The sequence below is a fragment of the Streptomyces sp. NPDC093109 genome, assembly GCF_040701725.1.
Taxonomy (GTDB): Bacteria; Actinomycetota; Actinomycetes; order Streptomycetales; family Streptomycetaceae; genus Streptomyces.
This window is the reverse complement of record NZ_JBFBEZ010000006.1, coordinates 134,261-149,265: the sequence shown is the minus strand read 5'-3', so window position 1 is coordinate 149,265 and position 15,005 is coordinate 134,261. Positions and strand designations below refer to the sequence as shown.

Here is a 15,005-nt window from a genome sequence, read left to right as displayed (position 1 = left end):
CCCCGGCAACCACCGGGCCGACGCGAAGGTGGGTTGCCCGAGCGGCCTAAGGGAACGGTCTTGAAAACCGTCGTGGCAGCGATGTCACCGTGGGTTCAAATCCCACACCCACCGCAGCAGGTCAACGTAGGCGCAGGTCAGAAGGGGTGCCCCGCAGTGCGGGGCACCCCTTCTGCGTTTGGCCTGTCTCACCCTGTCTCGCTTGTGGATCACCCGGGATCAGTGTTCGTCCCCCAGCCGTCCCCCAGAAGGGGGCAGTTTTTGGGGTGGACCGAGTCGGCCGAGCCCATGTGTCAATGATCACGAGGGCCTGAGTTGCAACTTCCTTCACAGTTCCAAAACCCGTGCATGGCGCGGGCGCGCGTCGCCTCTGCGGCGCGGCCTGCTTCCCGCTCGTTGCCCCGGCTGTGTCGGCAACGGGTGAGTTCACCCGCTGCCGACAGGCTGTCCGCGCCCGGCGGTGCGCTATGTGCAGCGGGAGTAGCCAGCCGCAGGCCCAAGATATGCGTCCGCCAGGGGCACTCAGGCTTTGGGATGGATGGAGCACCGTTCGCGAGTTGCTGACCGTGAGTGGCGGTGTGGGAGTTCCCGTTCCATCTGCCATCGCCCCAGGCCTTGACGCCCTGAACCACGCCGACTTCACGGTGTGCGGGCGACAGCGAACAAGATGGGGGACCGGTTGAGTTGTGGTGACAGCCGATGACGATGAGGCTGTCGTCTAGGGGCCAACCACACGCAAGTCGGGACGCACAGGGGGGGAGGAACGGTAGCCGCCCTCAAACACAGTCGGCACTAGCCCAAATACATGAAGATTGAGCTCTTCAAGAGTTAGATTGATATCTTTTGCCATCACCGAAGCTGGAATGCTTTCAGCTCTAAGAGTTGAGAATACCTTGCTTAGGAGCTGAGAGCTCTCTCGTGAAATTCCACCAGGTTCTCCGCTGCGATACCCCATTTGTGAGAGTAGCTTAACCGTCGTTCGGTAATTCCAGTCACTTAGTAGATCGATGTCATGGAGTCTGTAAGCCAGTGCCACGGCTGCGACTTGCCATTTAACCTTCGCAGTCAAAATGCGCCGAGCGTCGGCACTGTAGAGTTTTTGTGCCAGCAGGCCAGCCTTAGGCATTAGGAAGGCGGATGCAAACTGCTGCGCCTCTTGCTCTGCTTCGACTCCATGCGGAATTCTATGCTCAGCATGCATGACCAAATGTCCCAGTTCGTGAGCTGCGTCGAAGCGGCCACGCTCTCCGCTTTTTTGCAAGTTCAGAACAATGAATGGGCGGGTCCGCTCCCAACGGAAGGAAAAGGCGTCCACCGAAGAGCAATCGGATGCTAGAGAGAAGACTCGAACTCCATGCGACTCAATCAGATGAATCATGTTCGGAATGGGTGCTTCTCCAAGACCCCACAAGGCGCGCACGCGCTCGGCGGCTTCTTCAGGTGACAAGTGTGGCAACGTTGGCACGTCGGGCTTGGGGAGACCGAATCGCTCCTCAATCCAGTCGTTGATTTCTACTACGATCCGGCCAGCACCACGAGCGGAGTCCCTGTCCAGGGCGCTCATCTTTGAGAGAGCGCGAAAACTTACCGCGTCGGTCGAGATTTCATCCAAGTCAGGTGCAGTGAGGAAATTGACAGGAAGTTTTAGAGCCTCAGACAGAGCGTCGATTGTCTCAGGTGAAGGAGTCTTATGGCCGTTCTCGAAAGCCGTAAGGCTCCTTACTGAAACTCCCGACTCCTTAGCTAGGCTAGATAGGGTCATGCGCCTTCTCTTTCGCGCTAGCACCAGTCGCGAAGCGGTGAGCATGACTTTCTCCTGTACTGGTTGGTTTTACAGGGCTCCCTTGAATTTCACAGGAACCTCAACGGGAATGATGCTGGCCACCTCGTCCAGGCGCTTGATGTCGAACTCGGCGCCAAGGAACGGATTTTCCGAAAGGATTACCCGCTCTCGCCATGTGTCAACGTTCTTTCCGTGCATTTCCACGGGCAAGGAGAGCTCGAACGAGAGGCCATCTCTGCTCGATTTGTAAAGAAGGAACCATGTCGGCAAATCATTGACTTCCGGCTCCTCTTGCTTTCGATTATCGGCAAGTGCAAACAAGGGCAGTTGCTCATGGTTTCGCTGAACCAGCTTTGCCATGGCAGGGCCCTTGGGGTTCTTGGTCCGAACGGATCCCGAGAAGTCGGCATTTTCGTCCCCAACTCTACCCGAGCCGCTCACTGCCGTGATCGCGAAGGTACCGGAGGGATGGATGCATCGGAGAATCGACTGTGAATTAGAGAAAGTCCAGCCTTCGCGGGTCAAATGCTCGCGAAGCGCACGATTGGATCGCGACCAGAAGGCATAGCCAGCCATGCCCGGTGCGTCCATGTCAGTGCACATGCGGGCCTCGGCGGAACCGCCGGCCAGGCCCTTGTGGAGGGCTTTCGGTGTCAGGTCAAGTTCCGCGAGCCGCTGCACGGCGCTGATGCCGACGTGGCATACCGGTTCCATGGGACCTCCCGAGTAGGTTCTAAAAATCCTACCTCACATGAGGGCTGTTTTTTGGAACTCGGCACGCATCGAACACTAGTTCGCATGATCTGGATCGTCAACTGCTACGTTGATCCGGGCCGCAGGCTCGCGCGGCAGCCGTATGGCCGGAGTCACCAATCGGCGGGGCGGCTGCATCCCCTTCGTGCCCTCTCGTGCTCTACTGCCCCGGTCCACTGCCGTCCCTCAGAGGCTGCGTGGCAGCCTGTATGGCTGTCAGCGACTGATCTGGATTTGAGCTACCGGACCAGATGTTGATAACCATCCGAAGGGGCCCACCGATCCGGTGGGCCCCTGTGGCGTGCCTTCGAGATTACGGAGAGCCGAGAAGCTCCTCGCCTTCGTGTAGCGCTGCTGCGATGAGTTGGTTGGCGTGGGCTTGGCGGCCTCGGAGGATTTTGGCGTAGACCTTGTACATCACTGCCAGGCTGTGGCCGGCGCGGCGGGCTACCTCCGGCGGTTCGACGCCGGCCTTGATCCAGAGGGAGATGCCCGCGTGGCGGAGTGAGTACGGGACTTCGGCCAAGGGGGTCTTGGCGTCCTCGGGGGTGAGGGTCTGTTTACGTGCTTCCTTCCATACCTCGCAGTACTCGGTGGAGCGGACGCGGCCACCGTGGGTTGCGCGGAAGAGTCGGCCGTCAGGGGCGGCGCCGTAGCGCTTCTTGTGTTCTTGGAGCAGCCGTACGAGCGCGGGTGGGATGGGGACCGAGCGGGTGGCCTTGCGGGCCCGGCGTTTCAGGCCGCGTCTTTCGTACGGGGTGCCGTCGTCCGTCCAGCCTGAGGCTACTTCGGGGTGGCTCTCGGCGAGGATGAGTTCGCCCCATGCGTCTTCGTCCGCCTGGTTGGTCGGAAGGATGCAGTCGCTGCTCTTCAGCGCCGCGATCTCGCCCGGTCGCATCGCCGCGTAGTAGACGCAGCCGAAGAACGCTTCAAGGTGTTCGCCGCGGGGGCTCTGGGTCTTTACGGCGGCGATCAGGGCTCGGGCGAGTTGGGGGTTCGGGACGTAACGGAAGTCGACTTCGTCGTCTGTGGGCGGGGGCTGCCAGTCGATGCGCTTGAGGGGGTTCGCGGCCAGGTGGTCGCGCTCGATGGCGTACATGAAGGCGTTGTTGAGGATCATCCGCTTGCGCCGGGTGGTGTTCTCGGCAGCGTTCTTGCCGTTGAGTTTGACCGAGATCGCGCCGAGTGCCTTGCGTAGATGCTCGGGCTTCGAAGCCTCGGCGATGGGGAGGGAGTTCTTGGTGATCCAGGCCAGGGCTTGGGTGATTTCGGTCGGTGGGGTCTCCATTTTTGAGCGCGGTACGAGTTCGCCGTCGTCGTCGCGGACCAACCGAAAGGCCCACGCGTAGAGCGCGGCCCGAAGAACGAGGGGCTTCGGGTAGCCGCGAACGCCGGCGGCGATCAGCTTGGGTGTCACCGTGGCCAAGGCGTCCGCGATGCTCGCCCGGTGTTTGGCGGCAGCGCGGGGCCACTTCATCCGGGCGTAGTCCTGAGCGTGCTGGTACCAGGTGATGGAGTCGAGCACGCGCAGTTCCGACGCCGGGAGTCCCTCCTCGGTATCGAACTGCTCGCCACGCTGGAGCGCGGCCATCAACTCGGACCGGCGTCCGTCCGCTTGGCCTTTGAGCACGTAGCTTTCCGAGTGCTTCCGGGTGCCGACGCGCCACCGTACGCGGAAGGGCTTCCGGCGATCGGGACGTACCTCGATCGCGTACATGCGCACGTCGAAGGTCAGCATGCAGGCACCTCTTCGTGGTCGTTGAGCCACTTTTCGAAGTCGGACCGGCGGAAGCGGAGTTGGCCGTTCGGGAGCTTGATGGACCGAGGGCCCTTGCCTCGGGCGCGCATGCGGTAGAACGCGGCGCGGGACATGTCCAGTTCGGTCAGGAGGTCGGCGAGCTTGAGGTGGGGTTCGCGGCGCAGGGTGGTCCATCCCCTCGGTGCGTGGTGGAGCTTTGACGCGGGTGTGGTGGCGTGGGCCGGGGTCAGCAGCGTCAGCGGAATCCGCTGACCAGGGGTTTTGGGGTGCTGACGAGGGTCAGCGGTTGTCAGCAGCGTCAGCTTGAATCCGGTGGGCTGGTGCTGACCCTGCTGACTTCCGCTGACCTTGTGTCTTCCGTTGTTTTTGCTGGTCAGCCGGTTGTGCTGACTCTGCTGACGATCAGTGCGCATCCTCGTTTCCCTCCTGTAGCGAGGGGTGGACGCGGTACGTCGCCGTCGCGGGGTGGCCGGCGCGGCCAGTTCGGGGTGGGGTGTCGGTGCGGAGGTAGCCGTGGGTTTCGAGGAGCGCGAGTGCCGGTTCCACCTGGGCGACCGTGCGGAAGCGGCGGGAGGCGGCGACCGCGTCGCGGCGTTTGAAGGTCGTGCGCCATGTGCCGTCGGTCCTGGGGCGCCTGAGCCATTCGAGGATGGTGTGGGCCGAGTCCGTGGCCGGGTCGGCTGCGATCAGGTCGAAGACGGCCAGGGCGTGTTGGGTGTAGTAGTCCGTGATGGACGAAGCCCTGGTGATCGCGTCTTCGCCGACGGGGGCGCCCCAGTTGTCGGCGGCGATCCGGTCCGCGAGATGCAGCAGGAGCGCGACCCGCGCCGTATGGCCGACCAGCTTTCCCGCCCAATCCGGGACGTGAGCGAGCGGCTGGCCCGGGCGGAGCGATGCTTCGAGGGTGTCTTGGAGCGCTTCTACCGCTCGGTCGGCTTGTGGTGTGAGCGGGACCGTTACGGGCTCGGGCAGTGCGCAGAGGGTGCGGAGGAGCCGGGTGAGATGAGAGTGGTAGCGCTGGGATACCGGCGGCGGTACGGGAGTGGTGCGGGTGCGGCGGTAGCCGAGGTTCGAGGGTGGCAGCGCGTACAGGAAGCGGGCGAGGAGTCCTCGGTCGCGGGCGCCAGGGGCTCCGGCCAAGTCCTGGAGTACGGCCGGTTGGGGTGTCACGCCGATGGTCAGCGCGGGCTTGTCCACGCTGGGCTGCTCGCGGGTAATGCGGTCGGTCTGGAGACGTTCGCCCTTGTGCGCCTGGAGAAAGACGCCGAGGTTCGGCTTCGCGCTGTAGCGGCCGGCGATGATGTCGAAGAGGTCGCCCTCGGGGGACAGGGCCGCGAGGCATCGGTGGATCGCCAGTTGTTGGGCTAGCGGTTCCGGGGTGATGTCGCCGGAGACTGTCAGGCGCGGTCGCGGGGGTACGTGGATCTCCTCGGCGAGCAGCTTCGCCGCCGACGCCTCGGCGACCAGCGCCGTACGGTCGATCGTGCCCCCGGGCTTGCGCGCCTTGGCCATCAGGCCCTCGGCCTCGGCGAGAGCGGCTTCTTTCTCGGTCTCCGCTTCGATGATCCGGGCGCGGGATTCCTCCTGCATCTGGCGTTCGACGTCGTAGATGGGTTCGGTCATGGCCGCGAAGACGTCGGACTTGCGGGAAGCGGGCGGCATCGCGCAGACGAGATAGAGGTTGGCCTGCTCGCGCCACCCCGGGCGGATCTCGACATGGACGCGACCGCCGGCCGCGGTGGAGACGGCGGCCAGGGCCATCGTCGCGGCGAGATCGGGTGGTGTCTGCGTGAACTCGGCCACAGCCGCTGCGTGTTCGGCGATCCAGGGGGTCAGCGCCGAGACCGGGAAGGTGGGCAGTGGGGCGTGGGTGCCGAGGGGGACGGGCGCCGGCCACTGCTCGGAGGTGTGGATGGTGGTCAGCGCGGTCGTGGCGCGGGCGGCGATCTGCGCCGCGTCGGTCGTGCCCTGGCGGCTCTCGGCAATCAGGCGGACGCCGGTCTCGATGAGCCGGCGCTGCTTGGCCGTATCGGCGACGATCTGCGCGTAGTACGAACCGTTCGCCGCCGTGGGCGTGGCCTGTACGAGGGTGTGCAGGTAGCTCGCTCCGCCGACGCGGTTGAGGTCTCCCGCATCGCGGAGACGGGCGGCGAGGGTGATGGGGTCGGCGGGGTGGCCCGCCGTGTGCATCTCGGCGATCGCGGCGTGGATGGTCGCGTGCGCGGGACGGTAGTAGTCGTCCGGAACGACGATGGCGCTGACGGCGCTGATCGCGTCCTGCGAGAGCAGCATTGCGCCGAGGGCTGCCTGCTCGGCGTCCTGGTCGTTCGGCGGTGTGGTGCCGGTGTCGTTGTTGGCGTTCATCGGATGACCCCTCGCGTACGCGGGGTGGCGCTGTTCCGGTGAGCGGTGCCGCGATCCGACAAACGGGCAACCGCACGGTGGTGAGAGCGGACGTGGTGCATTTTTGTGGCACCTCCTGATTCCGTGGATGGGATGGGGGGAGGAACCGGGGCAGCGGGCTTCCTTGACCCGTCGACCGCTGCCCCGGGCGAAGTCAGCGCTGGTTGGTCTGGGCGAGGCACCACGCCCGGTACGCGTGCCGGACGTAGGCGCGGTGGTCGTCGTCGGTGACCAGCTCGGAGCCCTTGAGGCTCAGCCCGGAGTGCGTCACGTCCGCCTCGACCAGTCGGCGCGCGGCCAGGGCCGCCGCCGATACCGCCGAGGCGGCGGCCTCCGGGGCGTACAGGGCGGACTCGTTGAGCGCGATGCGGTCCATGACCGCGGCCTTGCGGAGCCAGAACTCGCGGTCCGGCTCCTGGCCGGCGAAGTGGTTGGTCGTGGCGCGGGTCACCCAGGAGATCTCAGTGATGATGCTCGGGGCATCCGCGTAGGCGGTGGTCGCGGTGGTGACGTGGTCGTGCGTGTGCGCGGTGTGCACGGGCGGTCCTCCGAAGTCGGGGTACGGACCGGGCTGTCCGGTCCTCCGCGCGGTCTCAACCCCCGCTACGTGGCGCTGGGGTTGAGGCCGCACGGGGGGCCGTCAGCCGAGGAACTCGGCCGTACCCGTACCGGCGGTACCGCTGCTCGCGGCCGACAGGAGGAGCGCCCGGAGGTCGCTGCCGACCACGGCGGCGAGGCGCTCCTCGACCGCATCCCACGAAGCGGCGTCGATGGCCATCAGAGACGCGATGGCAGCGGGGCCTCGGCCCTCACCGATCGCCCTGAGCGCGTCGCGGAGTTCGGCGGCGGCCATCAGCGAGATACGGGGCGGGGTGGTGGTCGCGTGCTGTTCGGACATGGCTGGGTTCCTCTCGATGACAGTGACGGTGAGATGGGTGAGGTTTGCGTCAGTTGCCTATGTCGCGGATGGCGCTGCCGAGCGCGGTCATGATCTGGTCGATGGACTCGGCCGCCCCTGTTCGGGCGAGGTAGAAACCGAAGAGCACGGCGACCACGGCGGCCCCGGCCCCCAGCGCCTTGAAGCGCAGCAGCAGAAGCAGGAAGAGCCCGAACAGCGCGAGTGCGGAGATCGTCAAGAGCATGTGGCTGGTCCTCTCGAACGGTGTGGATGGGCGGGGTGTGGGTCAGCGGGTGCCGTTGTCGTGGAGCCGCGTGACGCCGTTGTAGACGCGCCGGCCGACGCGCAGCCGCGTCCCGTACCCCGAGCACCGGCGGCACTGCCTGCCCCGCTTCAGCCGTCCCGAGCGGCGGGCGCGGACGATGGCGTGGCCCCATCCCTCGCACTTGCGGCAGGTGCCGTACGGGCTCGCCGCGCACAGCAGCGCGTAGCAGAGCGTGAGAACGATCAGGATCGGCACAGCAGAGAGCAGGGAGGGCATCGCAACCCCTTCCAGGGCAGGGAACAGGGCATGAGCGAGGCAGGCCGCTAGGGGCTAGTTGCCTGCTCAGGGGAGGTTTTGGCCGCTAGCGGGGGTGCTAGACCTAGCGCGGGTTCCTGCTAGGTCCGGCACCCCGTTCGGCTACGCGGCGTCGGTCTTTCCGTCGCGCTTTCCGTCACGTTCCGCGAGTGCCGTGAGCACATCCGCGCGCTTGATCCCGCGCCGGTTGGCGCCCTTGCCGTCCTCCGTCGTGCCCCACACCTGCGCGGTGCGGATCCCGTACGGCTTCAGCGCGCTGGTGAGCTGCTCCGGCGTCCAGCCGCCGTAGACGTCCGGACGGAGTTCGGCGAGGCGCGGGACCACGGACTCGTTCCAGAGCTTCGGTTTGTCGGAGGGGATCGCCGCGCTGAGGTCGGCGAGCAGGTCGTACGACGCGGCCGGATCCGGCTCGGGCTGCTCGCCGAGCGCGTGTCCGGCGAGGGTGCCGGCTCGCTCCCGTAGCGCCCGCGCGCGGAGCGCGATGACGTCGGCCTGTACGGCGTCGATGAACGCCGAGCGGACGATACGGGCGTCCGCCCCCTCGCCGAGGAAGTAGCAGATGCCCTTGTCGCCCCAGGCGAACATGCTCGCCCGTACGCCGCGCTTGTACGCGCCGGTGCCGAGGACCATGTCGTTCTCGACCTGTCCCATGACCTTGAGACACCACCGCGCCGAGGCGTTGGCACTGATCGCCGTCGGGATGCTGTCCTTGTCCGGCCGCTGCGTGGCGAGCAGCAGCACGATTCCGGTGGCCGGCCCGCGCTTCACCAGGTCCGTGCAGATGTCCTTGAACTCGCCCCCGTACTTGGGGTGTTCGAACCACACCTGGCACTCATCGACGCCGACGACGATCGGGTGCAGACCGAGGGAGCGCTTCGAGGCGAGTTCGGTGGTCACCTTTGACTCCGGGCAGATGTCCCGTGGCAGCGACCGGATCACCTTCGCGCGCCGCCTCAACTCGCCCTGAAGTTCGCGCAGATCGGCGATGGCGTACTCGATGTCCGCGTCTTCCTCGCCGGCGCGGTGCCGGTAGCCGACGCGGTCGCCGACGGCGTCCAGATCGCCCGTGCCCTTCAGGTCGTACGTGTGCAACTCGGCGCGCACATCGAGCGCGGCGATGAGCAGCAGCAGACGCAGCAGGAACGTCTTGCCCATCCGGGGAATCGCGCCGATGACACCGGCGATGAACATCAGTGTGACGCCGACCCACCGACCGCGCTGGTCAGTGCCCCACACGACCGGCTTGAAGAGATCGGTGGTGTTCGTGGCGCTGGACTTCGCGAGCGGCCACGGCTCCTGGCCCGTCTGCGACAGGTCCTGGTCGCCGACCCAGAGGCGCAGTCGCCCGGTGTGTTCGTCGGGTACGGCCTCGGGCCAGACGCAGCCCAGCGGGCGCCGCAGACCGGAAGCGAGCTTGTCGCGCCGGTCGGCGACGTCGGTGACCGTGACGCCGTACGGGAGATCCCCCACGGCCAGCCACCCCGGGCCGTCCCGGGTGATGGGAGCGGTGAAGGTGAACCCCGGGCCGCCCTTCGACTGCGCCTGATTGATCGCCGCGAGACCGAGGGAGCCGAGCGCGCGCAACACGATGTCGCTGGTCAGCTTGGTTGCCTTGGGGATTTCCACGGCGCGGTGGATGACTGGGTTGTCGGTCGGCTGGCCCAGTCGGCCCAGAGTCAGGGCTGTGACCGCGCCGCACAGCGTCAGCAGCCAGCTGGGCGCCAGTACGTACAGGGCCAGGCTGGACGCCACCCCCACGACCGACGCGCCGACGGCGACGACCGCGCGCCACCGCACCCGACGGTCGCGCTGCCGCGAGAGCTTCAGATAGTCGTCGATGTCGTCGTTCGCGGCGGCCGACTGCCGGAACGGCTCCCCCTCGGAGTCGACCAGCCACCGCAGCGAACCGCCGACGAAGCGGGCGGCGCCGCGCGGCGCCTGAAGCGCGAGGCGGAACGTGTACCAGGGCGTGCGCACCGCGTGGTACGCGGTGACGTGCCAGGCGTACGTAGCTACACCGAGGCCGGCGGCCCGGAACTCGGAGCGGGAGGTGGCCCATGCGGGGATGACCGACCGGCGCTTGGCGTCCCGTACCCGATCCAGCAGCCCGGGGCCGGAGGGTCCACCGGGGCGGTCGACCGTCAGCGTCGCGGCAGGGTCGGCCGACTCGGTCGGCGTCTTGTCGTGCGGGGAATCGTTGGGGGACTCGCCGGAGTCGGCAGCCAACTCCTTCTCGAAGCGCGCGAAGAGTTCGCGCTCCTGATCGTCGTTATCTCCGTGCTTCACTGGCACTTCCTTCCTGAGAGGGATGGAGAGAGCTGAGGCCCGGCCCTACCCGCCAAAGCAGCGGCCGGGCCTCAGTTCGTGGTGGGTTCTTCGCCTCAGCCGGCGGCCGGGCGTGCCGGTTCAAGTCCGGATCCGGGCGGTGCGGGACGGCTCGGGCGACGCTCGGCCCTCAGCGCGTCGCGCAGCTGCCGCGACCGGCCCTGGCTACAGCCGACGGCCTTACGGATCGGCTCGGCGTCCAGCCGCTCGTACGGCCAATCCGCGGTCTTCTCCCGGGCTCTGGCAATCGCTTCGTCCCACGTCAGACGGGGGCGGTACTTCTCGGGCTTGCCCCGACCGTCGGCCTCGGAGTCGGCCGGGGGTTCCTCGTCCGCGTCGGTTGGGAGGTATCCGTCCGGCGCGAGTTCGCCCAGCTTGAGGAGGACGAGATCGCGGCGCGGCGCCGTACGTCGCCAGTTACGGCCGTACCTCTCGCGCAACTCGGCCCGGACCATGAGCCGTTGCCGTTCCAGCGCGAGCGCCTCGCGATAGTCGGTCGTCTCCCACAGCACCATCCGGCGCCAGAGCATGAGCGTGGTGAGGGGCGCGAAGAGCCAGCGCGAGCGGCGGATACGTTCCATCCGGGCGCCGGTGGCGACCCCGATCCGTACGGCGTAGACGTGCGCGGCGATCTCGCTCAGCACGACCCACAGCAGCGGCATGGCGCCGTGGGCGACCTTCGCCGAGACCGACGTTCCCGCCGCGATGTTCAGCCAGCAGGTGACAAGGGTGAGGGCCCACGGTACGAAGCGCACCCACGCCAACGGCATGTCGAGCCTGATCAGCAGCAGATTGGCCGCTGTGAAGACCGGGATGGCGATGTCGATACCGACCGGCAGCATCCACGCCTCGGTGAATCCCCAGTCGCTCGCGGCGGAGGAGACGGAGTCGAAGGATGCGACAAGACCGAGACTGCCCACGCCGGCGCCGGCGGGCAGTACGGCACCGAGGAATGCTTTCTCCGCCGTGCTGAGCGGGGGAGGCGCCGTGCTCGCGCTGGGGACGGTCGAGACGGCGCTCATGCGGCTTTTCCCTCGGCGTCCGGCGTCGTCGGTGCTGGGCGCGTCGTCAGCCGTACGGCGCCGCTGCTGCTGAGCAGCGTCGCGTAAGCGGCGTTCAGCCGGCCGATCTCGTCGGTCTGGGCCTCTTCGATCAGTTCAGCCAGTACGTCACGGGCCGCTGCCTCCCGGATCCGGCGCTCCTCGGCGGACTCGCCGCACTCGCCGAGGAACAGGGCGCGGAAGTCCTCGGGATCCGGCTCGTAGGGATCCGGCTCGTACATACGCATACGCACGGGGGTTTCTCCTGGGGGCTGGATGGGACGGGGGTGAGTTGGCTCGCGGCGGGCATCGTGTGACCCGTCGACCGCCACGGGCGACTCGTAGCGAAGCAACGTCAAGTAACTCCTAAAGAGGTCTTCTCCTCAACTCCTCTTTAGGAGTTACTGACTATGACTCAGCTGCCCCCAAGTCGTCAAGACCTCTTTAGGAGTCGTATGCTGGCGCCGTCGAACGAGAGGACGGTGAGCACGCATGGCCAAGGCGTACGAGCGGATCGCGGACGAGCTACGGGAGTCCATCCGCGCAGGTGAGCTGAAGCCCGGCGACCGCCTGCCCTCGGAGACGAAGCTCGCGGAGCGGTACCGGCGCAGCGTTCCGACGATCCGGGACGCGCTCCGACTGCTTCAGGACGAGGGGCTGGTCGAGAAGCAGCACGGACGCGGCAACTTCGTCCGCCGGGCCCGTACGAGGGTGCTGCGCACCAACGACCGGCATCAGTGGGAGAAGGACCGGGCGCGCGAGCCGGAGGCCAAGCGGCTGGAGACCGGCTCCACCGAGCACGACACCGGCCTCGGCGTCAATGATCTCGTCTTCCACGCGTCGTACCGCGAGACCGAGGCGGACAAGGAGATCGCCGAGGCGCTCGGCGTCGCCGAGGGAAGCGCCCTGGTGGAGCGCACCTACCGGACGCGGTACGCGGCCGAGACAGCGCCGTTCGCGCTGGTCACCTCGTATCTCGTCCGCGCGCTGGTCGAGTCGAACCCTGACCTCCTGGACGCGGCCAACGAGCCCTGGCCCGGCGGCACGCAGAGCCAACTGCTCTCGGTCGGGATCGAGTTGGACCGTATAGAGGAACGCGTCACCGCGCGTCCGCCGACCCCGGAGGAGGCGGAGGAGCTGGAACTACCCCCCGGAACCTCGGTCTTGCTTCTCCGGAAAACCTCGTTCGACCTCAACGACCGCGTCGTTGAGATGTCCGACGTCACGCTCCCCGGTGACCGTACGGAAATGCTCTTCGTCACTCCCCTGGAAAGGTGGTGAGTGCCGTGAGCAACCGGCGCATCATCGTCATCACTGCTGTCCACGCGCCCTCCGCCCACTTCCTGCCGGACGCGTACAAGTCTCTCTGCGTGCAGGAGTTGCCGGAGGGGTGGGAGTGGCACTGGCTGATCCAGGAGGACGGCCGGAGTGACGACGTCGCGCCGCACGTACCCGACGATCCGCGCGTGACCTTCACGCAGGGACGGCCCGGCGGCCCCGGCACCGCCCGTACGCTCGCGCTCGCGCACGCGGACGGCGAGTACGTGAAGGTCCTGGACGCCGACGATCAGTTGCCGGCGGGCGCGCTGGCCCGAGACTTGGCCGCGCTCGAAGCCGACCCCACGATCGGCTGGGCGACGTCGCGCGTACTGGACCTGCTGCCGGACGGCTCCACGGCCGGCTTCCCGGGCGACCCCGACGCGGGCCCCCTCGCCCGCGGCGCCGTGCTGGCGTACTGGTCGGCCAACAACTACCGCGCCCCCGTCCACCCGGCGACCCTCTTCGCGCGCCGCGAGCTGGTGCTCGCGCTCGGTGGGTGGATGGCGCTGCCGGCCTCGGAGGACACCGGGCTCCTGCTCGCGCTGGACGCGGTCAGCCGCGGCTGGTTCACCCCCGAGGTGGGGCTCCTCTACCGCAAGTGGCCCGGCCAGGCGACCGGCCAGGCCGCGCACGTGGACCCGGCGGAGCGGGATGCGCGGATGGCGGTGGTGGAGGCGCGGGCGCGGGCGCTCACCGCTCTGCGGTGGAGTTACCCACCGGTCGACTGAGCTGACGCTGTCCCGCGTGTATGGCTTTGAGGCGCGGTTCCACCGACCTGGGGGAGCCAACCAGGAAACCGGGCGGTGGCTCCCTGCGGCGGATCGGTTTTGCGTCGTGCTGTTTCTTCGTAGTCGACCCTTACCTTTCCTTCGAGTAATTTATGATGTAAGCGACGGTTAGCAGTATTCCAAGAATTCCTATTCCGAGCAGTCCGAGGACCTTGATGATTCCTATCCCCTCTGCTGCCCCCCTTACCGATCCGGCAATACCGCCGACAGACGCGCATATTCCGAGGACGAACATGCGTGATCCACGCGGTTTGAACCAGTGCCAAGGGCGGAACTGGTAATTCCGTCGGGAGTGATCATCGCGAGAATGTGTCACTTGTACCTCACTGGTCCGGTTTCCTTGGGAGTGACTACCCGAGTACTTCCCTCTTCCTTGTTCTGGCCGGGCGGAGTGTAATAGAAATCGACAGCTGTAGCCACGATTGCCACCGGTGCCCCAAATATTTTTCCGCCAAATTTTCCGATACCGTTCACGAACGTCGGCTTGTGATGAACTCCCTTTACGTCACTCAGAATGGATCCCTTTTCGAGATGCTTGCTGGCTTCCCCTGCTGCAGCAGCCGGGGTGCCTCCGACGAAGTACTTCCATGATTTGTTGAAATCGCCGAGTACAAACTTTTCGCCTGCGTTCATCCAGGAACGGTAGCTGAGGAACTCGGCGACGGGTTTGATGATTTTGCTGCCGAACTTTTCCGGGCGTGTGTACTCCACAGAGCTGATTTCAGTTTTCTGCGCCAGTCTGGCGGTGGCGCCCGCGTCCTGCAGTGATCCGTAGTATGTGCTGCTGAATTCGTGAGTTTCCTTTGCCAGATTTCCGAGGGCCCAGGCGCATGCCTCATCTGCCTCGGCTGCACGGTTAAGGATAGCTTCTATTCTTTTCAGGAGAGCGTTGACTTCCGCTTCTGTGGGGCCGGTGTCCGTCGTGCCCTCACCTTTAGGAGAAGGATATATTGCACTTCGCAAAAGCCCGTCGGGAGATATATTGATGCCCCTGGGTGGATTCTCGTATATTTCTGTCAGCTCACTTTGGGCTGCCTTTATCTCTCGGTAGGCCTCCCTCAGGAGGTTTCGAACGCTTTCGGCCTCGGTGGCTGCGTCCTGAAATTCCTGTGATATTCGCACCACGAAGGGTTTTGTGATGGTTGCATTCTCCCCCTTCCACCTTGTCCCCTGGGCGTAGGTGCCCATGTCCTGGGCCTCTTCTGCGAGTTGCTTGAGCCTTCTCACCACCTCGGACCAGTCGTCGTACGCCGATTTGAGCGGGTCGAGTTTTACGTTGAGAAGTGATTCAAATGACAGCATGGGCATCCTGTCTCGTTTCGCGATCCCGAATCCAGACGCAATGGTATCTTCCAT

The 15,005-nt window shown here is 66.1% G+C and carries 15 protein-coding genes and 1 tRNA gene; 3 read left to right on the top strand and 13 right to left on the bottom strand.

Features of this window, described 5'->3' with window-relative positions; translation table 11 throughout:
- Nucleotides 1–27: 27 nt before the first annotated feature.
- Nucleotides 28–114: transfer RNA gene (locus AB0389_RS08930), tRNA-Ser, on the top strand.
- 604 nt (nt 115–718) lie between these two features.
- On the opposite strand, the gene AB0389_RS08925 is transcribed toward AB0389_RS08930, so the two are convergent.
- From AB0389_RS08925 to AB0389_RS08870, 12 genes are all read right to left on the bottom strand, one after another.
- Complete coding sequence (locus AB0389_RS08925; RefSeq protein WP_366394633.1) at nt 719–1,807, bottom strand: XRE family transcriptional regulator; 1,089 nt, start codon at nt 1,805–1,807, stop codon at nt 719–721.
- A 24-nt stretch (nt 1,808–1,831) separates the two neighbouring features.
- Nucleotides 1,832–2,497, bottom strand: a complete 666-nt coding sequence (locus tag AB0389_RS08920; RefSeq protein WP_366394632.1) for a hypothetical protein — start codon at nt 2,495–2,497, stop codon at nt 1,832–1,834.
- A gap of 352 nt (nt 2,498–2,849) precedes the next feature.
- Nucleotides 2,850–4,274 (bottom strand): site-specific integrase, encoded by a 1,425-nt coding sequence (locus AB0389_RS08915; protein ID WP_366394631.1) that lies wholly within the window; start codon nt 4,272–4,274, stop codon nt 2,850–2,852.
- Nucleotides 4,268–4,408 (bottom strand): helix-turn-helix domain-containing protein, encoded by a 141-nt coding sequence (locus AB0389_RS08910; RefSeq protein ID WP_114625163.1) that lies wholly within the window; start codon nt 4,406–4,408, stop codon nt 4,268–4,270. The genes AB0389_RS08915 and AB0389_RS08910 overlap by 7 nt, the downstream gene beginning before the upstream one ends.
- Before the next feature lie 289 nt (nt 4,409–4,697).
- On the bottom strand, nt 4,698–6,659 hold the full coding sequence (locus AB0389_RS08905) for a DUF3987 domain-containing protein (RefSeq protein ID WP_366394630.1): 1,962 nt from the start codon (nt 6,657–6,659) through the stop codon (nt 4,698–4,700).
- Nucleotides 6,660–6,852: 193 nt separating this feature from the next.
- Nucleotides 6,853–7,236, bottom strand: a complete 384-nt coding sequence (locus AB0389_RS08900; protein WP_366394629.1) for a hypothetical protein — start codon at nt 7,234–7,236, stop codon at nt 6,853–6,855.
- 102 nt (nt 7,237–7,338) lie between these two features.
- Nucleotides 7,339–7,596 carry a hypothetical protein gene (locus tag AB0389_RS08895; protein ID WP_366394628.1) on the bottom strand — a complete coding sequence of 86 codons (258 nt, stop codon included), beginning with the start codon at nt 7,594–7,596 and terminating at the stop codon, nt 7,339–7,341.
- A gap of 49 nt (nt 7,597–7,645) precedes the next feature.
- Entirely contained in the window at nt 7,646–7,840 is a 195-nt protein-coding gene (locus AB0389_RS08890; protein WP_365390269.1) for a hypothetical protein, read from the bottom strand.
- Between the two features lie 42 nt (nt 7,841–7,882).
- The gene (locus AB0389_RS08885; protein ID WP_366394627.1) at nt 7,883–8,137 is read right to left on the bottom strand and encodes a hypothetical protein; all 255 of its coding nucleotides are present in this window, start codon (nt 8,135–8,137) and stop codon (nt 7,883–7,885) included.
- Nucleotides 8,138–8,278: 141 nt separating this feature from the next.
- Nucleotides 8,279–10,462 (bottom strand): cell division protein FtsK, encoded by a 2,184-nt coding sequence (locus AB0389_RS08880; protein WP_366394626.1) that lies wholly within the window; start codon nt 10,460–10,462, stop codon nt 8,279–8,281.
- Between the two features lie 95 nt (nt 10,463–10,557).
- Nucleotides 10,558–11,523, bottom strand: coding sequence for a DUF2637 domain-containing protein (locus tag AB0389_RS08875; RefSeq protein ID WP_366394625.1), 966 nt, complete (start codon nt 11,521–11,523; stop codon nt 10,558–10,560).
- Nucleotides 11,520–11,795, bottom strand: a complete 276-nt coding sequence (locus AB0389_RS08870) for a hypothetical protein (protein WP_366394624.1) — start codon at nt 11,793–11,795, stop codon at nt 11,520–11,522. Before AB0389_RS08870 ends, AB0389_RS08875 begins: the two co-directional genes overlap by 4 nt.
- Before the next feature lie 238 nt (nt 11,796–12,033).
- Between AB0389_RS08870 and AB0389_RS08865 the strand changes: the two genes are divergently transcribed.
- Nucleotides 12,034–12,822, top strand: a complete 789-nt coding sequence (locus tag AB0389_RS08865; protein WP_366394623.1) for a GntR family transcriptional regulator — start codon at nt 12,034–12,036, stop codon at nt 12,820–12,822.
- Nucleotides 12,819–13,589, top strand: a complete 771-nt coding sequence (locus tag AB0389_RS08860; RefSeq protein WP_366394622.1) for a glycosyltransferase — start codon at nt 12,819–12,821, stop codon at nt 13,587–13,589. The genes AB0389_RS08865 and AB0389_RS08860 overlap by 4 nt, the downstream gene beginning before the upstream one ends.
- Nucleotides 13,590–13,961: 372 nt before the next feature.
- On the opposite strand, the gene AB0389_RS08855 is transcribed toward AB0389_RS08860, so the two are convergent.
- Nucleotides 13,962–15,005, bottom strand: a complete 1,044-nt coding sequence (locus tag AB0389_RS08855) for a hypothetical protein (RefSeq protein ID WP_366394621.1) — start codon at nt 15,003–15,005, stop codon at nt 13,962–13,964.